Raw genomic sequence first — 20696 nt, forward strand, 5'->3', positions numbered from 1 at the left:
CTAGAGACCTCCATAGATCCGGTTGCGCGCCTTCTCGAGCGCCGAGCCCATCAGGTTGATCGAGGTGAGCGCGACGGCCAGGAACACGCCTGGCGTGGTCGCGATCCACCAGGCATTGATCAGATATTTGCGGGAATCGGCGATGATGCTGCCGAAGCTCGGCGTCGGCGGTTGGATGCCAAGCCCCAGGAAGCCGAGGATCGCCTCGAAGATCATCATGCGGGCGACGTCGAGCACGGCGACGAATGCGATCGGCGGCAGGATGTTCGGCGCGGCGAACAGAAGCAGGATCCGCCAGTCCCCGGCCCCGAGCACGCGCAGGCCACGGACATATTCCTTGCCACGCTCGGTGACCGCGGCGCTGCGCGCCACGCGCGCATAGAGCGGCCAGCCGGACAGCGCCGGCACGATGATGATGGTCGGCACCGTCGGCCGGGACACGCCGAGAATGGTGATCGCCAGGATGATCATCGGGATCGACAATTGCGCATCCGTGATCCGCATGATGACGGTGTCCCACCATTTGCCCTTGAAGCCCGCAAACAGGCCGAGACCGCAGCCGATGACGAAGATGAGCAGGACGGTGACGACGCCGACCAGCAGCGAATAGCGCAGGCCGATCAGGCAACGCATCAGCATGTCGCGGCCGAGCTGATCCGTGCCCAGCGGGTGATCCCAGGTCCATTTGTCGCCCAGAAAGACCGGCGACATGAACTTGTCCTTCACCACCATCTTGGTCGCACTGATCGAGGACACCTCGGGATAGATCGCCGAGACCAGCAGCAGCGCCATGAAGATGAAGAAGCCGATCTTGAAGCTCGGCATGCGCCAGGCCGCGAGCATGATGCGGCGGTTGACCGAACGAATTCGGGCCGCCGGCACGGCGGGCTCCTCGGCGACGATCGTGGTGGCCGTCATGATCAGATCTCCACGCGGGGATCGATCATATAGGCGACCAAATCCACAATGATATTGATGAAGACGAAGACGGCGCTGGTCGTGATGGCGATGCCCTGGATCACCGGAAAGTCGCGCCCGACGACGGAGACCACGGTCAGGTTGCCGAGGCCCGGATAATCGAAGATGTATTCGATCACGAGAACGCCGCCGATCAGCGTCGAAAGCTGGATCCCGAGCAGGTTGACAAGCGGCACCGCCGCGTTGCGTAGGGCATGCGAATAGACGATGCGGCGGCGAGACAGGCCGCGCACCCGCGCCTCATCGATGAACGGAGCTTGCATGACCTCGCCGAGCGAGGTCGTCAGCGTGCGGATGATGAAGGGGGCGATCTCCACCGCCAGCACCAAGGCCGGCAGGATGACATAGGAAAATCCCTGGTAACCGAGCGCCGGCAGCAGCTTCAGTTTCACCGACAGAAACAGGATCAGAACGATCGCAAGCCAGAAATTCGGAATCGAGACGAACAGCGACTGCATTCCGAACGCCAACGCATTCTGCCAGCGATGCTGGTGCAGCCCGCCCGCGATGCCGATCGGAAACGACAGCAGTAGCGCGAACACGAGCGCCATGCCGCCCAGTTGCAGAGTGAACGGCAGGCGTTCGAGGATGAGATCGATCACCGGCGCCATATCCGACTTGGTCGGGTCAACATACTGTCCGCCGGTCGCGATCATGCCGCTGCGCGGCCGCAAATAGGATTGCCCGAGATCGCCCTGTACCAGCCCGCGCATGTACCGACCATATTGCACGATGATGGGGTCGCGCAGCCCCATCTTGGTCGCGACCTTCTCGACCACGTCGGCCGGCGCCATGCCGCCGACGATCAGGCGCACGGGATCGCCCGGCACCACGCGCAGCAGCGTGAAGATGATCAACGAGGTAATGAAGACGATCAGGATGCCCTGCGCGATCCGCTTGACCAGGAATTCCAGGATCAACATCGAGAAGAGCTACCCTTGCAATTCATGAGGACCAGACCCGACCAGTCCGGCCTGCGTCCGCGAACCGGCAGGTCGGGCGTGCCCGGCCTGCCGAGCAATCATCATGCCAGTGTTGCCTTGGTCATGTCCTGCATGCCGTTCGGATAGATGTACAGACCGTCCAGCTTCTTGCTGTAGGCATGGATGAAGACCGAGGTGAACAACGCGAGCGCCGGGGCCTTCTTGGCGATGGTCGGCAGCGTCTCGGTCTGCAGGATCTTCTTGCGCTCCTCGATTGTCGTGGCGTTGCGCTCCTTGTCCAGCACTGCATCGATGTCCTTGTCGACGATGCCGGTGATGCGCTTGGAGGAGGAGTGGAAGTGGGTGCGCAGGACGAGATCCGGCTCGGGCGAACCGGTGCACCAGCCGCAGTCGATTATGTTGCCCTCACCGCCGCCGGGCTTGTCGTAAAGCAAATTGCCCCACGCCGCGACTTCGAGCGTCTGCAGATTGACCTTGAACCCCTGCTCCTGGAGCATGCCGGTAATCAACTCGGCATATTCCTTCGTCTTCGGATAGAAGCCGACCGACGTGTAATAGGTGAGCTCGGGTAGGCCCTGGCCCTTGGGGAAGCCGGCCTCCGCGAGCAGCTTCTGCGCCTTGTCCGGATCGAATTCAGGATAGTCGGCCACCTCGGCATAGCCGAACTTGACCGGCGAGATGTGCGCCTTGGAATAGATGCCGGAGACGCCGAGCACGTCGAGCACCTGCTTGCGGTCGATCGAGTAGCATGCGGCGAGGCGAATGCGCGGATCGTCGAACGGCTTCTTCGAGCAGCGGAAGAACAGGTATTTGTTCTCGACCGAAACCGCCTTGTGGATGCTGAAGCGGGCATCCTTCGAGATGGTCTCGACCTGCTCCTGCTCGAGCCGCTCGATGATGTCGGCCTCACCGTTCAACAGCGACAGCGTGCGCGTCGTGGTGTCACCGACGAAGTGATACTCGACACCCGGGATCTTCGCTGCGCCGAGGAAGAAGTCGGGATTGGCGGCGAGAACGGTGGTGTCGCCCTTCTGCTCGACATATTTGTAGGGGCCCGTGCCGTTCATGCGCGCCGAGAGCTGCGCCTTGTTGGCAACGTCCTTGGCCGACATGATCGGCAGGAAGGACGATAGGTAGTAGTAGAGCGTCGCCGGATAGCCCTGCGCCTTGGTGTTGATGTGGCAGGTGTAGTCGTCGACGACGTCGACGGTGACGAGACCGGGGTACCACTGCGCCGGACGATCGGGTTGGCAGCCATATTCATAGGTCGCCTTGACGTCGGCCGCTGTGAACGGGGTCCCGTCATGAAATTTGACGCCCTTCCTGAGTTTCACCTCCATCGTATAGGTGTCGATGGGCTTCATCGATTCAGCCAACTCGAAGATCAGCTCGTCCGGCTTCTCCGGCCGCATCGGCGCCCGCGTCAGATAGCCGAACACAAAGCCCTCGACGATGAGCTGGCCGAGATTGGTATGGGTGGTTGGGTCCCAGTTGCCGGTCAGCGCTTCGGCGCCGAGAAAGCGCAGTGTCTTGCCTTCGGCGGCAAATGCGGAATTCACAAGAAAGTCGGGATTGACCCGCCCGAAGCCGAATGCCGCGGCTCCGGCCAGTCCCCCTAACATCAAGTCTCTGCGGTTGATCATATGGTAATCCCTCGATGATTTCGGCAACGCTGAAACTGCTCTCGAGGCCGCAAGGCACTCAGCCGTTTCGATCGTCTTGCACAAATCGTGGCTTTCACGCGTGCAAAGCGTAGACCAAAGGCCGCAATCGCCCGACTCCTGCTGCTCCACGATTCCGTTGCTGACACTCCCGGGACGCCGCGGTCGCGCGTGGCGGTTTCCGCTCCCGGAAGGGTGGCGCACAACGGCAAGGCAAGGACGCCTCTCCGGTGTGCAGTACACAAATCATGGACGCACAGAGCAGCAACGTCATGCCGGCAAGCATATGATCATGCTTGCGGAACTGAACGGAATCCCAGCATTGGAACAGCGCGTTTCTCCGGCCGACCATCCCATTCGTGGCATCATCTCGGATCTCGACGGTGTCGCCTATCGCGGCGACACCCCGATCGCAGACTCCGTGAAGGCATTTCGCGGATGGAGCGAGCGGGGCCTGCCCTACGCGTTCGTCACCAACAATTCGACGAAATCCGCCGCGCAATTTGCCGCCAAGCTGAGCCGCATCGGCATTCCGGCCGAGCCGTCACAGGTCTTCACGACGATTTCGGCGGTGACGTCCCTGCTCGAACGGCGCTGGCCGCGCACCACGCCCGTGTTTGCGATCGGCGAACGACCACTGCTCGAGGCGATCGAGGACAGTGGCTATCGCCTGACCTGCGTCGAGCCCAAGATCGTCGTGCTCGGATTCGATGCCGCGCTCGACTACGCCAAGCTGCGCACCGCGGTCAGGGCCGCACTCGCCGGCGCAACCGTCATCGCCACCAATCCCGATGTCCTGACGCCGGTTCATGACGGCTACGATCCCTGCGTCGGCGCGATCACGGCCGCGGTTGCGGCGGCCGTTCCCAATACCAAGCCGATCGTGCTAGGCAAGCCGCAACCGTTCCTGATCGAACAGGCGCTGGCGCATCTCGGCACCGCCCGGCATGAGACCGTCATGGTCGGCGACCAGATCGGCACCGATATCGCAGCGGGAAAGGCCGCCGGCATGCGGTCGATCCTGCTCGCCAGCGACGTCCCTTTCAATGCGGTTGCGGACGTCGTTCCCGATCGCATCATCGCGAGCCTTCTTGACCTCGCGGACCCCGAGACGGTCGGTTGGCCGCGATGATGACTCCCGGCCTTATCGAGAGCATGCAGGCCTCTCTTGCCGCGAGCCTGCCGCGCTGGGGACTTTCATCGCAAGCGACGCTCGCCTTTCTCAGCCATTCCGAGAACACCACCTTTCTCGCGCAGGATCCGGCCTCGCGGCAGAAACTCGTGTTGCGCGTGCAGCGGACCGGCTATCACTCGCTCACCGAGATTGCGTCCGAGCTCGCCTGGATCGACGCCGTGATCGCGGACAACGTGGTGCTCACGCCGCGCCCGGTCGCCGATCGGGAGGGACACCTGTTATGCCCCATTCCCCTGAGTGGCGCGACGCGACACGTCGTTGCGTTCGAATTCCTCAGCGGCAAGGAGCCGGACGCCTCGGACGATCTGGCCACCTGGTTCGGCAAGCTCGGCGCGACCAGCGCGCGGCTTCACGCGCACAGCCGCCGATGGACAATGCCATCAACGTTCCAGCGCAAGGTCTGGGATTTCGATGCCATGCTGGGCCGCCGGCCACTATGGGGTGACTGGCGCGCCGGTCTTGGCCTGCGCGACGATGGCCGCAGGCTGCTGCAGAGGGTCGCCGACGAACTTGAACGGCGCGTCGAGGCTTACGGACGGGGCGAGCAGCGGTTTGGCCTCGTTCACGCCGACCTCCGCCTCGCCAATCTGCTCGTCGAAGGCGACCGGCTCGGCGTCATCGACTTCGACGATTGCGGCTTCTCGTGGTTCTTCTATGACTTCGCCGCGGCCGTCAGCTTCATCGAGCACGAGCCGGTAATAGACCTGCTCCAGCAGTCGTGGCTTGCGGGATACCGGACCGTCGCACCGGTCTCGCGCGAGGACGAGGCCATGCTGCCTGCGTTCGTGATGCTCAGGCGCATGCTGCTGACGGCCTGGCTCGCTTCGCATTCGGACACCGAAACCGCACGACGCCTGGGTACGGGCTACACCGACGGAACGGTCGCGCTCGGCGACCGGTTCCTGCGCGGATTGTGACGCGGAATTTCAGGACCAGCCGCGGCGCGCCTGCCCTCTTCTCCAGTGTTGTTGCTCCCGGACTCCAGAATGCCACAACAGATGTTTCCCCGCCGGCTTTGATCCGCGAATGATGGGCGCGCGTTCGGACATCGCGCGTCCGAAGCGGACTTAACCAGCGAGCGCGGGCGGCGTCAGATGGATATCCAGGCTTATTTCGAGGAGTGGTCCTGCGAGCCCGGCGATTTCGTCCGGCTCGCGATCAGCACGCCGCACGCCACCGCCCGCGCAAGCCTCGTGCGACTGGTCTCGGGTCCCGGGCGCGACGAAGCGATCGAGGGCAAGGTGATCGATTTCTCGTCGGTGCTCGACCGCACCGTTTCCGGCGGCGTGCAATCCACGGTGGTCGGCTCGCACGCCGAATTTCCGCTTCCCTCACCGACCAACGATGCGGCGATCAGCGTCCATTGCTGGGCATGGCCGACCGTCCCCGAGCGGAGCGCGCCGCAGGCCATCTGGTCGATTGGCGACGTTGCGCTCGTCATCATCTCAGGCGGTCTTGCGCTTCGAATGGGCAGCGCAACGCTCGCGGTCTTGCCGGATGCGATCATCGCCAAACACTGGTATTCGATCCTGACTTCCATCGGCGACGGCGAGGTCTGCATCGACCTCAGGCGTCTTGATGCCAAGGTTGGGGCACAACGCACGCTCTGCGCGGCAACCGGCGCGACGGCAAATGCGGCGACGCTCCTGCTCGCGGCGGCCGGCATCGGCCGGTCCGGGTCGCCGCTGGAGCCATATAACGGCAAGATCGACTCGCCAACGCTGCACCTCGCGAAGCCATCCGCCGAGATGATCGCCGCATGGCACGCAGGGAAGACTCCCACGCAGCCGGCATGGGCAGCATGGAAACTCGGCAGGGACTTCGCGTCAGAGACGATTGAGCCGGACGCTGGAGGCAAACAGGGCCACCTTGTCAACGGCGTCGAGCGCGGTGTGACCGGACGCAACTGGGACGGGCGAAGCGACTCCTTCGTCGAAGTTCCCGAGCAGTACTGTGCGCTGCAATTCCACGACGACGACATGGTGGATGCCGGCTGGAGGTATAATCTCGAATTCCGCCTGCCGGAGGACATTCAAAGCGGAGTCTACGCAGTTCGGCTCGAGGCCGGCGGAAGCCGCAATCATTTTCCGCTGTTTGTCAGGCCAGTCCTGGGCACTTCGGCACCCGTGCTGTTCCTGGTGCCGACCAACACCTATCTGGCCTATGCGAACGACCACCTGGCCTCGCTCGATTTCTCATCGGTGATGCCTCATGACAAGGTGGTGCCCGAGGACGAACAGTACCTGTTCTCACATCCGGAGCCGGGCCGCTCCTGCTACGATACCCATGCCGACGGAACGCCGGTTCGCTATTCGAGCCGCAGACGGCCGCTGTTCAACGTCCGCCCTGGCTTTCCGAACTGGCTAACGGGCTCGTACCGTCACTTTCCCGTCGACATGTACATCATCGAATGGCTCGAGCAACTCGGCATCGAATACCACGTCGCAACCGACGAAGATTTCGAACGTGGCGGCCGCAACCTGGCCGACCGGTACGCGGCAATCGTCACGGGCTCGCACCCGGAATACTGGACACGAACCGGCCTCGATATCCTCGACGGATACCTGCATGACGGCGGACGGGTCATGTATCTTGGCGGCAACGGCTTCTACTGGGTGACGAGCCGGCTCGGTGCAAAGCCCTGGGTCATCGAGGTGCGCCGCGACAACAGCGGCACGCGCTGCTGGGATGCCCCCTATGGCGAACGGACCCATGTTGCGACGACTGAAGCCGGCGGCATCTGGCGCACGCGCGGCCGCGCCCCGAACAAGATGCTAGGCGTGGGCTTCGCATCGGAGGGATGGTCGAGGGGCTGCGGATATCGGCGTCTGGAGGCGAGCTACAATTCGCCCGCGGCGAAATTGTTCGACGGCATCACTGAGGAAATCGTCGGCGATTACGGCTATGTGCTGGGTGGAGCAGTGGGAGACGAGGTCGACAGGTACGACGTTGCGCTCGGAAGTCCCGAGCATGCCTATGTGCTCGGGACTTCGACCGGGCTTGGCAACGAGTATCAGCTCGTCATCGAGGATCTGACACTTTCGCTTCCGGATCAGGGAGGCGCACAGCGGCCTGACGTGGTGAGATCGGACATGGTCCTGTTTCCGATCGATGGAGGCGGCTGGGTGTTTTCGGTCGGCTCCATCGCCTATGCCGGCACCCTGGCCTGGAACGGCTGTGACAACGGTCTTTCGCGCCTGACGGCGAATATACTCAGGGCCTTCACCGGCAATGAGCCGGTGCTCGGAGCATGAGACCGTCAGCGCGACTTCGCCCCTGAAACGAAAGGTCGACGACGCTCGTTCGCCGCTCATAATGGTCTGGTTGCAGGTTCGAGTCCTGCCGGGCCCACCAAGACACGTTTTGAGCCGTCACCATTTCAGTAGGCGCGCGCGAAGTCACCCTCCTGCTTGATATCGGTGAATACAGGAAAGCGCGCCTTCCAAGGCGTGCCCTTGGCCGTCGTCAGCCTGTTGAGCCGCTCAAGCACGCCGAGACCATCCTTGCGCAGGCTCGCCGAAACCGCCGTAAGGTCCGGGAAATTCTTCAGGACGGCATCGAGCCAGATGGTGCGGCCCGCCAGGAAGCCGCCAGCGCCCGCGGCATAGGCGAAGTCGAGGACGCGCTCGAATTTTTCCGGCGCGGCGCCGCCCGACAGCAAGACCCAGGGAATGCTTCGCGCACGGCAGATATCGCCGATCGCATCGAATTCCTTCTGCGCGGCCCTGGCTTCGGCGCTGCCGTCACGGGCCGGCAGGCTGTTGGCCGCGAGAGGGCTCTCAAGCTTCAGGAGATCGACGCCGTATTCGGGCTTGACAAACTCGCGCACGCTATCGATGACGAGGCCCGGGAGCTTGCCAGGCGATTCCACATAATCGGCGGTGTGATTGGCGCTGCCAAGGAACGGATAGACCAGCAATTCAAGAACATAGGGAACGTCGTGGCGGGCGCACTCCTCGCCAATCTCGCGCACGAAGCGCTTCTGATGCTCGTTTACCGCTGCGTCCGCATCCGGCCGATACCAGGCCAGCACCTTGACGGCGTCGCCGCCCATGGCACGAATTTTCTCCACGCTCCAGTTGGCGATCGCGCGCGACTTGCGACCGCCCGCGGTCTCCTCGACGCGATGCTCCTCCAGCGTCATGATCAGGCCGCAGCGCGGCGGCAACAGATCGATCGCGGCGGGCACGGCAAAATTCGGGTCGAACAACATCGAGCTGCAATGCGGCGCAAGGTTTTCCACGAGGAGCCGCTTGGCCGCAGTGACGTCGGAATATTCGACCTGATCCCGCGTGATTCCCTTCGCCTTCGCAATGGCATCGAACAGCGGCGGCCGCTGATCCAGCGCGACCATGCGAAAGTGGCCTTCCGCGTCAGCAAGGCGGCCCAGCCCGCGGTTCTTTCCAATCGTTCTCATGGCTTCGTCCTCATGAATGCAACACACTCGTTGATGGTAGGGATTCCGTTGCGGCCACCGGGGTGGCGACATTTCATCGCGGCCGTGGCTGCAGAAAACGCCATGGCGTTGCGCACATCGAGACGGGCGCCGATCGCAAGGGCATAGGCGCCGTGAAAGACGTCGCCTGCGCCCGTGGTATCGACGACATCGACCGCATAGGCGGCGTGCCGGTGAAGCCGGCCATTCTCGTACCAGCTGACGCCGTCCTCGCCGCGCGTGACGGCGATGACACTGCAACCGAAGCGCGCCAGTGCTGCGAGAGATTCGTCTTTGGCAGATCCGGCGAATGAAGCGAGCGCGGGCTCGGAGAAGATCGCGTGGTCGGTCAGGGGCAGCAGTCGCTCGAATACCTCGGCATCAGCCATGTCGCCGTCGAGCACCGTCGGAATGCCGCGCGCACGCGCCTCGCGAAACAGCGTCGCGGCGCCCTCCACCCAGCGCGGATCGGCCAGCACCGAGGACGCGCGAGCGACGGCTTCAAGCGGAAGCCAATCGGCCGCTTCCGGAAACAGACCACGGAAGTTCACGATCTGCCGCTCGCCCGAACTGTCGACAATGATCCCCGAGACCGACGAGCGGCCATCGGCAAACAGCCGGAAATTCTCGACGTCGACACATTCGGCCGCAAAAGCCGACCGCATCTCGCGCCCGGCGGCATCGTCCCCTGCCCGTCCCCAGAACGCGACGGAGGCACCGAGCCGTGCGACCGCGACCGCGGCATTGGCGGCCATTCCGCCGCCAAGGGTACCGTAGTCGATGGCCTTTATCTTCTCGCTGGTGCCCGTAAAGAGCCGATCGACGCGCCAGACCTGATCGAGCGCGGATAGCCCAAGGCAGATCACCTGGACACGCCGGGCTCCCGACGCCACGTCCGCGAGCGCCGAAAGACCTGCTATGTTCGCCGATGCGCTCACGGCAAGACCTGCCCGTTCGCCGCATCGAACAAATGCGTCTTGCCCGGCTGCGGCCGCAAGCTGAGGCGATCGCCGAGCTTCGGTCGCAACGACGGATCGACCCTTGCAATCGCGGAGACGCCGGCGAGATCGAAATGGATCAGCGTATCCGAGCCGAGCGGCTCGACGAGCTTGACGTTGATGGCAACGCCGTCGGCCGTATCAGTGGCCGCGACGAAATGCTCAGGACGAACGCCGAGGATCGCGCTGCCGGCCCGGCGCAACCGGCTTGCGGTCTCGCCATCCAGCGGCACCGCCGTTGCGCCTTGCGAAAGGATCGCGCGCTCCCCACGCCATTCGACCGGGAAGAAGTTCATGGCGGGCGAGCCGATGAAGCCGGCGACGAACTGGTTGGCCGGCCGCTCGTAGACCGTCTCCGGCGTGTCGTATTGCTGGATCGTCCCGTTCTGGAGCACCACGATCCGGTCGGCCATCGTCATGGCCTCGATTTGGTCATGAGTCACGAAGACCATGGTGGTCTTGAGCTCCTGCGATAGCGCCTTGATCTCGGCCCGCACCTGCCCGCGCAGTTTTGCGTCGAGGTTGGACAACGGCTCATCGAACAGGAACGCCTTGGGATTGCGCACAATCGCACGGCCCATGGCGACGCGCTGGCGTTGCCCGCCGGAGAGCTCCTTCGGCTTGCGATCGAGATAGGGCTCGATGTGCAGCAGCGCGGCGGCACGCTTCACGCGCGCATCGATCTCCGCCTTCGGCGTTCCCCGCAACTCCAATGCGAACGACATATTGTCGTAGACGCGCATGTGCGGATAGAGCGCGTAGTCCTGGAACACCATCGCGATGTCGCGCTGTGCGGCTTGCACGCCGTTGACGCGCTTGTCGCCGATGTAGAGGTCTCCGGACGTGATCGGCTCGAGACCCGCGATGATTCGTAGCAGGGTCGACTTGCCACATCCGGATGGCCCGACAAAGACGACGAATTCATGGTCCGCGATCTCCAGATTGAGATCGGGGATTACGGTGAAACTGCCGTAGCGCTTGACGAGGTTGCGGATCGAGATCGAGGCCATGATCGCCTAACCCAGCGCCAGTACCGGCTTGATCAGCTCGCCCCTGGCAAAGCGGGCGAAATTCTCAGGCAGGGCCGACAGGCCGAACTCGCCGTCGACGAGGACGCGGTATTCGTCCTTGAACCTGCGCAGCAGCTCGATGTTCGGCTCGAAATCCGAGACCGGGAAGTAGAAGGTCCGGATCATGTAGAAGTCCTTGCGGCGGAACACCTTGCCCTCCTCGATGGTCCAGGGTGCGGCGTTCTCGCCGACCAGCACCAGCGCACCGCGCGGCAGGACAAGCTCGATGCCGAGATTGCGCGCCGCATGCGCGCCGGAGCATTCCATGATGAGAGCGAAGCGCTGCGAGGTGTCGCCTACGGGATGCGCCTTCGCGCCGAAGGATTGCGCTATCTTCAACCGCGTCGCATTGGGGTCGGCGACGTGGATGTCGTTGTAGCCGAGCGCACGCAGCGCCAGCACGACGCCGAGACCGACCGGCCCCGCGCCCATGACAAGAACAGGTCCGGCCTCAACCGGCGGCACCACGCGGCTGACGAAGCGCACGGCGTGGCCCGACGTGCCGATGGTGTCGAGCAGCAGCGGCGCGAGGCTGTCCTCGATATCGTCCGGCACCGGCAGCAAACAGTTTTCCGGCACCGGCACATATTCGGCATAGCCGCCCGGCCTGTTCCAACCGATCAGGCTGGAGACTTCCAGGCACATCTGGGTGTCGCCGCGCTTGCAGGCCGCGCAATGGCCGCAATGCAACGGAATGTAGACGGCGCATCGGTGGCCGTGCAGCCGATGACCGGGCTGTTCGACGACGCCAAAGATTTCGTGCCCGGCGGTGAACTCGGCACCCTTGTGCCAGAGCTTGAAGTCGGAGCCGCACAATGCCGTGCGCGAAACGCGCACGAGCACTTCGCCCGTGCCGACGTCGGGCATTGCCACGCGCTCGATGGTGATGCGGTCGTTGCCGTGGAAGACCGCGGCCTGCATGATCGAATTCGGACGGGGTGACACGTTCATCAGATACCTAGCCTTTCACCGCGCCGAGCGTCAGTCCGGACACCAGCCAGCGCTGAACCAGAGCAGCCAGCACCAGCGGCGGCAGCGCGATCAGCGTCGCCGCGGCCATAAGGGCGCCCCATTGCGTCGAGCCTTCTCCGATGAAGTTGAAGGCCGCCGCGATCAGCGTCTTGGTGTCGCCGTTGGAGAGCACCAGCGCAAACAGGAAGTAGTTCCATGAGAAGACGAAGGCGAGGATCGCCGAGACGGCGACGCCTGATGCCACCAGCGGCAGCGCGATGCGCCAGAGGATGCGCGTGACGCTGCACCCGTCGACCTGCGCCGCCTCGAAGACGCTGCGCGGGATGCCGTCGAAGGATGGCAGCAGCACCCAGATCACGATCGGCAGCGTGATGACCGCGTGGCTCAGGATCAGCGCGGTGTAGGAGCCGATCATACCGATTTGCCGGAACATGACGTACCACGGCAGCAGGAACAGCGTGCCCGGCGCCATGCGCGCGGCGAGCGTCAGGATCGCCGGCCACGAGATCCGTGTCCAGGAGACGGCGAAAGCGGCGGGAATGCCGAACAGCAGCCCGAGCGCTGTCGAGCCGACGGTGACGATGAGGCTGTTGAGCGCATAGCTGAGGAACGGCGTGGTCTTCGTCAGCTCGACATAATTGTCGAGCGTCGGCGTGAAGATCAGCGTCGGCGGATATGCCGTGACCTCGAACGACGGCTTGAACGAGGACAGCACCATCCAGACCGTCGGGGCCATGATGAGCACGCCGGCCAGCACGAGCTGCGCGGTGTTGAGCCAGCGGATCCAGCGGTCGGTGTTGGCGGCATCCGTCATGACATCACCACGCCACTGCGCCGCGCAGGCGGTTGAAGGCGAGCACCGCGCCGAACACGATCGCCGTCAGCGTCAGCATCAAGGCGCTGGCGTAGCCGATGTTGAAGAACTCGAAACCCACCCGGAAGCCGTAGATGTTGAGCGTGTTCGAGGCGTTGCCGGGGCCGCCCTGGGTCGTGATGTAGATGATGTCGAAGAAACGCAGGAGATCGACGCTGCGCAGGATGGCCGCGGTGACGATGGTCGGCAAGAGCAGCGGCAGCGTGATGCGCTGGAAGGTCTTGAACGGCGAAGCCCCGTCGATCTGCGCCGCCTCGTAGACGCTCGGCGGCAGGGATTGCAGGCCGCCCAGCACGATCAAGGCGACGTATGGTGTCCACTGCCAGCTGTCGATCAGAGCGACGGTCGGAATGACCCAGGTCGGCGACGCCAGCCAGTCCGACGGCGGCAGGCCGAACGACTGGAGGATGTAATTGGCCGCGCCCAGCGAGGGATCGAGGATCACCAGCCACATCATGCCCGCCACCACCGGCGGCATCATGAAGGGGGAGATGAACAGCGAGCGCACGATTCCCGGCAGGCGCTTGGCGTGAAACAACACCAGAGCCAGCCACACGCCGAACACGAGCTGGAGCACCAACGACAGCACATAGAGCGCTATGGTGACCCAGAGCCCGTGCCAAAACTCGTAGTCGGAGATCAGCTTTGAGTAATTGGCGAGACCCGCGAAGGACTGCTTGCCGGTCGAGGAGAATGTCTGGAAGCCGAGCCAGATCGTATAGACGACCGGAAACGCGATCATTGCGACCGTGAAGATCACGGCCGGCGCCGAGAGCGCCGCCATTTCCAGCTTTTGCCGGTCCTGCGTCAGTGTCGCAGCCGCGTCCGACATGCATCCGTTTCCTTGAGAGTGAGGCGCCGGCAGGCACAAGCCTGCCAACATCAAGCGGCTACTTCTGGGCGATCAGCGCATCGAGCGCCTTGTCGGCATCAGCACAGGCTTGGTCGATCGGCTTCTGCTTCAAGATCAGGTCCTGCACGGCCTGGCCGATGAACTCGCGCGATTCCGGGTTGGCGATGATGGGATAGCCGACCTCGGAAGAGCCCTTCGTAGCGAGCACGTCGAGCGCAGCCTGCCATTCCTTGCGCACCGGCTCCTCGTCGATCCACTTGCGATATTCGGGATCCTTGGCAACCGACGGCCGCGGCGGGGCAATGCCCTGGAGCGCCATTTTCTTCTGCACCTCAGGGCTGGTCGCCCACTGCACGAAGTACCACGCCGCGTCCGGCTGTTTGCTGTGCGAGGACACTGCCATGCCCCAGCCGATCGTGGTCGGCACCTGGCCGGCTTCGCCTGCCGGGAACGGCAACAGGCCGGTGTCTTTCAGGCGCGCGCCGCCCTCCATCACCGTGCGCAACTCATTCGAGGATTCGAATGCCATCGCGGCGCGGCCGCTGCGGTAGAGCGCCGAAATCTGCTGGAAGCTGTAGTTGACCACACCCGGCGGACCGAAGTCGCGCAGCAGCCGGCTATAAGTGTCGAGTGCCTCCTTGCCCTTGGCTGAGCAGAGGTTCGACTTGCCGCCTGCGATGTAGCTGCCGCCGATGTTGTGCAGCATGTTGCTGAAGGTGTAGGCGACCGCGGGCTTGAGGCCACGCGAGACAAAGGGCGTGACAGCGCTGTCGCAGGTCTTGATCTTCTCGGCGGCCGCCTCGACATCCTTGATGGTCTTCGGCGCCTCAAGGCCGCACTTCTTGAAGATGTCGGTGCGGTAATAGAAGATCGGACCTTCGATATTCATCGGCATGCTGGTCAGCTTGCCGCTGAAGGTCGCAGCCTTGAGCAGGGCCTGGCTCAAGCCGGCCGGGTCGTATTCCTTGGCCACCTCGTTCTTGGCCATCGCAGTGAGATCGCCGTACCAGCCGGCCGCGGCGAACTGCTCGCCCTCGCGCGAAGGCAGCGTCATGAACACGTCAACCTCGTCGCTGTTCGCATTCATGACGGTGACCAGACGCTGGCGCATCTGCTGCTCCTGATAGCCGTCGACCTTCAGGGTCATGCCGGTCAGCTTCTCGAAATCGGCCTTGTAGGTCAGCAGCGCCTGCGCGACCGGATTGTTATTGGCGAGAAAGGTGACGGTCCTGCCCTTGAACTTCGTCCAGTCGAAATCGGCCGCATGAGCCTGCGCGCCGACGGCGACAATCGCGAGAACGGGCAACGCGACGTGCGTCGCGAGCATCCTGGCCTTCATCGAACTCTCCTCCCGGCTGGCCGCCTTAAGCTGGCGGGCCATTTGAACGCGACTTGAAAACGGTTACAATTTAGACCTCACATCGGTTGTGTCAAGCAATGGACAAACCGGATATTCTGCGGCAAATTTACGAGATTACCGCTACCGCGCGGTTTGCCTCATCGAATGTAACGTTACATTGATGCGATTGACCAACGCCAAATCCGTAAAACAGGGCATCCGCGCCGTGGCAGCCCGTGCCGGCGTCTCAACGGCCTCGGTGTCGCGCGCGCTCAACAATCCCGATGCGGTAAGCCCTTCCTTGCGGGCGCGCATCGAACAGGCCATCGATGCGCTCGGCTACATCCCGCATGCGCCGGCGCGCATCCTGTCGTCACGGCGCTCGCGCACGCTTGGCGCGATCGTTCCGACAATCGACAACACGATGTTCGCGCGCGGAATCGCCTCGCTCCAGCAGTATCTCTCCTCGGTCGGATACATGCTGTTTCTCACCACGAGCGGCTACGATCTCGACGTCGAATTGCAGCAAGCGCGCAATCTGATCAGCCGCGGCGTCGATGGACTTGTGCTGCGCGGTGATTGCCATCACGACGGACTGCGCAAGTTGCTTGCGGACAACGCGGTTCCCTTCATCAATGTCGGCATCTACCAGCCCGATCGACCGCACCCTTGCGTCGGGACGAACAACGAAGCGGCCGCCCATCGCGCCGCCGCGCACGTCATCGAACTTGGCCACCGCCGCATCGGGATCGTCTCGGCGCTCCAGCGCAACAACGACCGCGCCAGCGCTCGCGTCGCCGGCTTTCGCCGCGCGCTCACCGAGAACGGCCTGGAGCTTCCGCCGCAATGGCATGTCGAGGTGCCCTACACGCTGGACGACGCGCGCGAAGCGGCCCGCTATCTCCTCAACCTGAAGGACCGTCCGACCGCCGTCGTCTGCGGCAACGATGTCATCGCCTACGGCGTGTTGCTCGAGGCGGAGCGCGATGGATTTTCGGTGCCGCGCGACCTGTCGGTGGTCGGTTTCGACGATCTCGACTGGAGCCGCCATTTGCGGCCGAGCCTGACCACGATCCACGTACCGACCGGAGAAACCTGGCAGCGCGCCGGGGAATATTTGGTGCGCAGCCTCGCCGGCGAGCAGACCATCATGCATCGCGAGATCGACTTCTCCCTGGTGGTCCGTGAATCGACGGCTCCCCCTCTCAAATCCTGAAGCGAGACCCCTCCAATGCGTTCAAATTTTTCTCTCGCGCCCGACTTCCATGCCGTGGTGATCGGCGGCGCCGGCGACATTGGCGCCGCAATCAGCAATCAGTTTTGCGACCTCGGCGCGACGGTGACCGCAACGGCGGCCAACGAGACCGATCTGGCGCGCACCCTGCTGAAATCGCGCCCCGGACTCACACTCGCAACGCTCGACGTCACGAACGACGACGCTGTCGCCTCTTTCGCCCGCCAGCACAAGCGCGTCGATGCGCTGGTCAACTGCGCGGGAATTCTCGCCCGCGACAAGGAATACGAGATCGAGACCTTCATGAAGGTGCTCGACGTCAATCTCACGGGCACCTTTCGAACCTGCATGGCGTTCCGCCCGCTTCTCGCCGAGAGCAAGGGCTCGATCGTCAATCTTGCCTCGATGAACGCGACATTGGCGCTGCCGCGAATCCCCGCCTATTGCGCCAGCAAGGGCGGTGTCGTGATGCTGACCAAGGCGCTCGCCTTGGCATGGGCCGAGCAAGGCATCCGGGTCAATGCGGTTGCGCCCGGCTATATCGAAACGGCGATCAATGCAGCCGGCCGTACCGATCGCGCGCATTATCAGCGCATCGCCGACCGCACCGCGTTCAAGCGCTGGGGTCAGCCGGAGGACATTGCGGGAGCCGTCGCGTTCCTCTGCATGCCGGCATCACAATACGCGACCGGCACCGTCGTCGCGGTGGATGGCGGGTTTCTTGCCGGATGAGCCAGGAAATCAACGAATACGGCCTGCATAATGTCGCCGGAAATGTCTGGGAATGCTACGAGGACCGCCTCGCACCGCCGGGAGTCCCCTTGAATCGCGAGCCTGCACCGAACCGCTCGACGCGCAGTGAATCCTTCCTCAGCGACGAGTCCTGCGGCAGCCGCCACCACTTCGCAGCACGAAACCCGAACGCATCGGTCGGCTCGTCGAGCAAGATCGGCTTTCCTGTCGCGCGCACCGGGCCGCTGCGGAGCCAAGCATAGGATGACGCTGGCGACAAATGCCGCGAAGCCGGCCCCTGCTCCCGGCACCCGTCTGTTGCCGCAGTTCTTGCGAAATTTCGTGCGCAATCGCGAGACTGGCCTCGTGCTGGTCGGCATTGTCGTCGGGTTGCTGAGCGGCGTCCTCGTTGCGGCGATCTCGGGCCTCAGCCAGGTTTCGCACGCGCTGCTGTTCGACATTCCCCTCGATGCGCATCTCAGTGCCACCGGCGTCATTTCCTGGCAGCGCACGCTGCTGATCCCGGCAGTTGGCGGCGTGGTCCTGGCGCTGATCGGGCTGTACTTCGCGCGGCGCGTGAAGGGACAGCAGCTCGCTGACGCCATAGAAGCCAACGCGCTCTATGGCGGCCGGGTGTCCTTCCGCGGCAGCCTGCTGATCTCGATCCAGACGCTGCTGTCCAACGGGTTCGGTGGATCGGTCGGACTGGAAGCGGGATACACGCAGATCTGCTCGATGTTTGGCTCCCATGTCGGCCAGCGCCTCGCCGCCCGCCGCAACGACATGCGGCTATTGGTGGCCTGCGGCGCGGCGGGGGCGATCAGCGCAGCGTTTTCGGCTCCGCTGGCCGGCGCGTTCTATGCCTTCGAGGTCGTGCTGGGAGCCTACACTTCGGCCGCTCTCGTGCCCGTCATCGCCAGCGCCGTCACGGCCTGGCTGGTGGCGCGGGAGTTGACGCACCAGTCGTTTCTGATGGTGCCCGGCTTCCCATCGCCCGTGTCCGTCGAGATGATCGGACAGACCGTGCTGATCGGCATCATTTGCGCATTCGTCAGCATCCTCGTCATGCTCGCGGTCGCATTTTCCGAACGTTGCTTTCAGCGCGTCAGCCTTTTCAGCGGCTTCATGCGTCCGATCCTCGGCGGCCTGCTCCTCGGCGGCCTCGCCCTGCTGACGCCGACCGTGCTCGGCGCCGGTCATGGCGCAATGCAGATCCTGCTGGTCAGCAATCCGACCTGGCTCCTGCTCACGACGACCATCGTGCTCAAGATCCTGGCGTCGGCCGTCTCGCTCGGCTCCGGCTTTCGCGGCGGCCTGTTCTTCGCCTCGCTGCTGCTCGGCGCGCTGATCGGGCAGCTTTACAGCGTCGTGCTGACCGGCCCCTTCCCCACGCTCGCGCTTCAGCCCGGCACCGCCGCCATCGCGGCTCTCGCTGCGCTCGGAACCGGCGTGCTGGGCGCACCGTTCAGCATGGTTTGTCTCGCGCTCGAGATCACCGGCGATTTCTCCGTGACCGTCGGGGCCGTGGTCGCATCATCGGTCTGCGCGCTGATCGTCCGCGAGTTGTTCGGCTACAGTTTTGCGACATGGCGCTTCCACCTGCGCGGCGAGGTGATCCGCGGTCCGCAGGACATCGGCTGGGTCCGTCAGATGAGCGCGGCTTCCCTGATGCGCGCCGACTTCGAGAATGCACTGACGACAATGCCGATCGGCGAGGCGCAGAAGCTGTTTTCGCCGGCGCAGGTCCGACAGGTCGTGCTGCGCGATCCGAACGGCAGCTATGCCGGCATCGTTGCGGCGGCGACGCTGCATTCCGTCACCAATCGGGACGACGAACCGCTCGGGTCGCTGGCCCAGCAGCAGGTTGAGTACCTGCTTCCGACCACGTCGGTTCGCGAGATCCTGAAGGCCTTTGAACGGAGCGAAGCCGACGTCCTCGCGGTCATTGACCGTGCCGACCATCGCGTCACGATCGGCACCTTAAGCGAATCCCATGTGCTGCGCACCTATGGGGAAGAGCTCGAACGCCGGAACCAGGAGCTGTTTTCGCGGTGATCCTCGCGCGCTATGGCCTTAGATCCATATCGATCCGCACAAAATCGCCGCGATAGGTGACCTCACCGAGATAGATCACGGTGCGATCGCTGGTCGTGAAGACACGGCGGACTTCGGCAACCGGCGAGTTCAAAGGCACGCGCAGCAGCCGCGCCGCCTCGATGTCTGCGGTTCCGATGGTCAATGTCTGGCGGGCGCTGGCAATCGCCGGATCCCTGAGATCGTTGAGGATCGGTATCACCGTCTCGTTGCGAAAGCGCTTTGGAGACCTGCGAAAGATCTTCTCATCGAGATAGATGGAAATGACGCAGTAAGGCTGCTTCTGGCGCGAGTGCAGACGGCGCATGAAGACATATTTCTCGGCCGGCTTGCCGTCTTCGGGAAGCAACGGCGCATCGCTCCGGCTTTCCGAGATGTTGATGATCTCCGGCGAGGTGTCGCGGTACATGTCCGCGAGATCGGACAGGGTGGTCTCGACCTTGAGCCAGCGGTCCTGCCGTACAGTCCCGGTGACGAAGGTGCCGCGGCCCTGCTGCGCCTCGATGACACCGTCGCGGGCGAGCAGTTCGACGGCCTGCCTGATGGTGACGCGCGAGACGCCGAATTCGGCCGCCAGCTCCTCGTTGGCCGGCAGGCGAAAACCTTGACTCCAGACACCGCGCGCAATCCGCTGGCGAAAAATATCGGCAATCTGCGCGTATTTGGGGACGTGACTGTCGGAACTCAATTCCATCTCGCCCTCCAGAAATCAAGCGGCCCAATCACGGCATGACAAGGGCTGCACCACGTTCGCCGATCATCAGGCTGGTCGCATTGGTGTTGGCCGAGGTGATCTGCGGCATCACCGAGGCGTCGATCACGCGCAGCCGCTCGACGCCGCGCACCCGCAGTTGCGGATCGAGTACTGCCCGCTGGTCGCTGCCCATGCGGCAGGTCCCGACGCAGTGAAACACCGTGCCGCCGGTGTTGCGCGCGAAATCCCACAGCCCGGCATCATTGCTTGCGGCCTCGCCCGGCACCATCTCGACATCCCAGAGCGGGCGGAACGCCTTTTGCCGATAGATGTCGCGCAAGATCTTCAGGCCGGCAACGATGGTCTTGCGGTCGATCTCCTCGGCGAAATAGTTGGGCGCGATCAGCGGCTGCTCGAACGGATCGGCCGAGCGGATCGCAAGCTGTCCGCGCGACCGGCCGTGGCATTGCCAGACCGAGGCCGTGAAGCCGGAATAGCTATGGAGGGGTTCGCCGGGCTTGTCGACGGAGAGCGGCATCACGTTGAACTGCACGTCGGGACGGCCACCGACCGCATATTCGGTACAGGCCGCTCCGCCCACCTGTCCCGCCCCCACCGTCAAC

19 protein-coding genes are annotated in these 20696 nt (G+C 63.8%); 7 read left to right on the forward strand and 12 right to left on the reverse strand.

Going from position 1 to position 20696, the window contains the following annotated elements; translation table 11 throughout:
• From AC1VNY_RS19325 to AC1VNY_RS19335, 3 genes are all read right to left on the reverse strand, one after another.
• The gene (locus AC1VNY_RS19325; RefSeq protein ID WP_482406402.1) at positions 1-918 is read right to left on the reverse strand and encodes an ABC transporter permease; all 918 of its coding nucleotides are present in this window, start codon (positions 916-918) and stop codon (positions 1-3) included.
• Between the two features lie 2 nt (positions 919-920).
• The gene (locus AC1VNY_RS19330; RefSeq protein WP_482406403.1) at positions 921-1901 is read right to left on the reverse strand and encodes an ABC transporter permease; all 981 of its coding nucleotides are present in this window, start codon (positions 1899-1901) and stop codon (positions 921-923) included.
• A 101-nt stretch (positions 1902-2002) separates the two neighbouring features.
• On the reverse strand, positions 2003-3565 hold the full coding sequence (locus tag AC1VNY_RS19335) for an ABC transporter substrate-binding protein (RefSeq protein WP_482406404.1): 1563 nt from the start codon (positions 3563-3565) through the stop codon (positions 2003-2005).
• Positions 3566-3905: 340 nt separating this feature from the next.
• On the opposite strand from AC1VNY_RS19335, the gene AC1VNY_RS19340 reads away from it, so the two are divergent.
• The 3 genes from AC1VNY_RS19340 to AC1VNY_RS19350 all read left to right on the forward strand — a co-directional run bounded on the left by AC1VNY_RS19340 (position 3906) and on the right by AC1VNY_RS19350 (position 8032).
• On the forward strand, positions 3906-4715 hold the full coding sequence (locus tag AC1VNY_RS19340; protein WP_482406405.1) for an HAD-IIA family hydrolase: 810 nt from the start codon (positions 3906-3908) through the stop codon (positions 4713-4715).
• Positions 4712-5695 (forward strand): phosphotransferase enzyme family protein, encoded by a 984-nt coding sequence (locus AC1VNY_RS19345; protein ID WP_482406406.1) that lies wholly within the window; start codon positions 4712-4714, stop codon positions 5693-5695. Before AC1VNY_RS19340 ends, AC1VNY_RS19345 begins: the two co-directional genes overlap by 4 nt.
• A gap of 177 nt (positions 5696-5872) precedes the next feature.
• On the forward strand, positions 5873-8032 hold the full coding sequence (locus tag AC1VNY_RS19350) for a N,N-dimethylformamidase beta subunit family domain-containing protein (protein WP_482406407.1): 2160 nt from the start codon (positions 5873-5875) through the stop codon (positions 8030-8032).
• A gap of 125 nt (positions 8033-8157) precedes the next feature.
• Here AC1VNY_RS19350 and AC1VNY_RS19355 read toward each other — a convergent pair whose 3' ends face one another.
• The 7 genes from AC1VNY_RS19355 to AC1VNY_RS19385 are packed head-to-tail and all read right to left on the reverse strand — an operon-like array spanning position 8158 to position 15319.
• On the reverse strand, positions 8158-9195 hold the full coding sequence (locus AC1VNY_RS19355; protein WP_482406408.1) for a tagatose 1,6-diphosphate aldolase: 1038 nt from the start codon (positions 9193-9195) through the stop codon (positions 8158-8160).
• Positions 9192-10151 carry a sugar kinase gene (locus AC1VNY_RS19360; RefSeq protein WP_482406409.1) on the reverse strand — a complete coding sequence of 320 codons (960 nt, stop codon included), beginning with the start codon at positions 10149-10151 and terminating at the stop codon, positions 9192-9194. The genes AC1VNY_RS19355 and AC1VNY_RS19360 overlap by 4 nt, the downstream gene beginning before the upstream one ends.
• Positions 10148-11221 (reverse strand): ABC transporter ATP-binding protein, encoded by a 1074-nt coding sequence (locus AC1VNY_RS19365; protein WP_482406410.1) that lies wholly within the window; start codon positions 11219-11221, stop codon positions 10148-10150. The genes AC1VNY_RS19360 and AC1VNY_RS19365 overlap by 4 nt, the downstream gene beginning before the upstream one ends.
• A gap of 6 nt (positions 11222-11227) precedes the next feature.
• On the reverse strand, positions 11228-12232 hold the full coding sequence (locus AC1VNY_RS19370) for a zinc-dependent alcohol dehydrogenase family protein (protein WP_482406411.1): 1005 nt from the start codon (positions 12230-12232) through the stop codon (positions 11228-11230).
• A gap of 7 nt (positions 12233-12239) precedes the next feature.
• Entirely contained in the window at positions 12240-13067 is an 828-nt protein-coding gene (locus AC1VNY_RS19375; protein ID WP_137483332.1) for a carbohydrate ABC transporter permease, read from the reverse strand.
• 4 nt (positions 13068-13071) lie between these two features.
• On the reverse strand, positions 13072-13959 hold the full coding sequence (locus AC1VNY_RS19380; protein ID WP_038382894.1) for a carbohydrate ABC transporter permease: 888 nt from the start codon (positions 13957-13959) through the stop codon (positions 13072-13074).
• Positions 13960-14017: 58 nt separating this feature from the next.
• The gene (locus tag AC1VNY_RS19385) at positions 14018-15319 is read right to left on the reverse strand and encodes an ABC transporter substrate-binding protein (protein ID WP_482406412.1); all 1302 of its coding nucleotides are present in this window, start codon (positions 15317-15319) and stop codon (positions 14018-14020) included.
• 181 nt (positions 15320-15500) lie between these two features.
• On the opposite strand from AC1VNY_RS19385, the gene AC1VNY_RS19390 reads away from it, so the two are divergent.
• Genes AC1VNY_RS19390 through AC1VNY_RS19405 form a run of 4 tightly spaced genes read left to right on the forward strand, consistent with a single transcriptional unit; the run spans position 15501 to position 19340 of the window.
• Positions 15501-16535: a LacI family DNA-binding transcriptional regulator gene (locus AC1VNY_RS19390; RefSeq protein WP_016848473.1), complete on the forward strand. Its 1035-nt coding sequence runs from the start codon at positions 15501-15503 to the stop codon at positions 16533-16535.
• A 15-nt stretch (positions 16536-16550) separates the two neighbouring features.
• Positions 16551-17285 (forward strand): SDR family NAD(P)-dependent oxidoreductase, encoded by a 735-nt coding sequence (locus AC1VNY_RS19395; RefSeq protein WP_212053439.1) that lies wholly within the window; start codon positions 16551-16553, stop codon positions 17283-17285.
• Positions 17282-17548, forward strand: a complete 267-nt coding sequence (locus AC1VNY_RS19400; RefSeq protein WP_482406413.1) for an SUMF1/EgtB/PvdO family nonheme iron enzyme — start codon at positions 17282-17284, stop codon at positions 17546-17548. Before AC1VNY_RS19395 ends, AC1VNY_RS19400 begins: the two co-directional genes overlap by 4 nt.
• Before the next feature lies 1 nt (position 17549).
• A complete protein-coding gene (locus tag AC1VNY_RS19405) occupies positions 17550-19340 on the forward strand; it encodes a chloride channel protein (protein WP_482406414.1) in 1791 nt (596 codons plus the stop codon).
• A gap of 10 nt (positions 19341-19350) precedes the next feature.
• Here AC1VNY_RS19405 and AC1VNY_RS19410 read toward each other — a convergent pair whose 3' ends face one another.
• A complete protein-coding gene (locus AC1VNY_RS19410; RefSeq protein ID WP_028341187.1) occupies positions 19351-20073 on the reverse strand; it encodes a GntR family transcriptional regulator in 723 nt (240 codons plus the stop codon).
• Between the two features lie 28 nt (positions 20074-20101).
• A partial coding sequence (locus AC1VNY_RS19415) for a GMC family oxidoreductase (RefSeq protein ID WP_482406415.1) occupies positions 20102-20696 on the reverse strand: 595 nt, incomplete at its 5' end.

This window comes from Bradyrhizobium ferriligni (assembly GCF_056837965.1).

Coding starts and splice junctions, on each gene's coding strand:
- AC1VNY_RS19405 (WP_482406414.1), top strand. CDS start 17,550: ATGACGCTGGCGACAAATGCCGCGAAGCCGGCCCCTGCTCCCGGCACC.
- AC1VNY_RS19385 (WP_482406412.1), bottom strand. CDS start 15,319: ATGAAGGCCAGGATGCTCGCGACGCACGTCGCGTTGCCCGTTCTCGCG.
- AC1VNY_RS19345 (WP_482406406.1), top strand. CDS start 4,712: ATGATGACTCCCGGCCTTATCGAGAGCATGCAGGCCTCTCTTGCCGCG.
- AC1VNY_RS19335 (WP_482406404.1), bottom strand. CDS start 3,565: ATGATCAACCGCAGAGACTTGATGTTAGGGGGACTGGCCGGAGCCGCG.
- AC1VNY_RS19325 (WP_482406402.1), bottom strand. CDS start 918: ATGACGGCCACCACGATCGTCGCCGAGGAGCCCGCCGTGCCGGCGGCC.
- AC1VNY_RS19410 (WP_028341187.1), bottom strand. CDS start 20,073: ATGGAATTGAGTTCCGACAGTCACGTCCCCAAATACGCGCAGATTGCC.
- AC1VNY_RS19400 (WP_482406413.1), top strand. CDS start 17,282: ATGAGCCAGGAAATCAACGAATACGGCCTGCATAATGTCGCCGGAAAT.
- AC1VNY_RS19365 (WP_482406410.1), bottom strand. CDS start 11,221: ATGGCCTCGATCTCGATCCGCAACCTCGTCAAGCGCTACGGCAGTTTC.
- AC1VNY_RS19370 (WP_482406411.1), bottom strand. CDS start 12,232: ATGAACGTGTCACCCCGTCCGAATTCGATCATGCAGGCCGCGGTCTTC.
- AC1VNY_RS19395 (WP_212053439.1), top strand. CDS start 16,551: ATGCGTTCAAATTTTTCTCTCGCGCCCGACTTCCATGCCGTGGTGATC.
- AC1VNY_RS19350 (WP_482406407.1), top strand. CDS start 5,873: ATGGATATCCAGGCTTATTTCGAGGAGTGGTCCTGCGAGCCCGGCGAT.
- AC1VNY_RS19390 (WP_016848473.1), top strand. CDS start 15,501: ATGCGATTGACCAACGCCAAATCCGTAAAACAGGGCATCCGCGCCGTG.
- AC1VNY_RS19355 (WP_482406408.1), bottom strand. CDS start 9,195: ATGAGAACGATTGGAAAGAACCGCGGGCTGGGCCGCCTTGCTGACGCG.
- AC1VNY_RS19330 (WP_482406403.1), bottom strand. CDS start 1,901: ATGTTGATCCTGGAATTCCTGGTCAAGCGGATCGCGCAGGGCATCCTG.
- AC1VNY_RS19380 (WP_038382894.1), bottom strand. CDS start 13,959: ATGTCGGACGCGGCTGCGACACTGACGCAGGACCGGCAAAAGCTGGAA.
- AC1VNY_RS19375 (WP_137483332.1), bottom strand. CDS start 13,067: ATGACGGATGCCGCCAACACCGACCGCTGGATCCGCTGGCTCAACACC.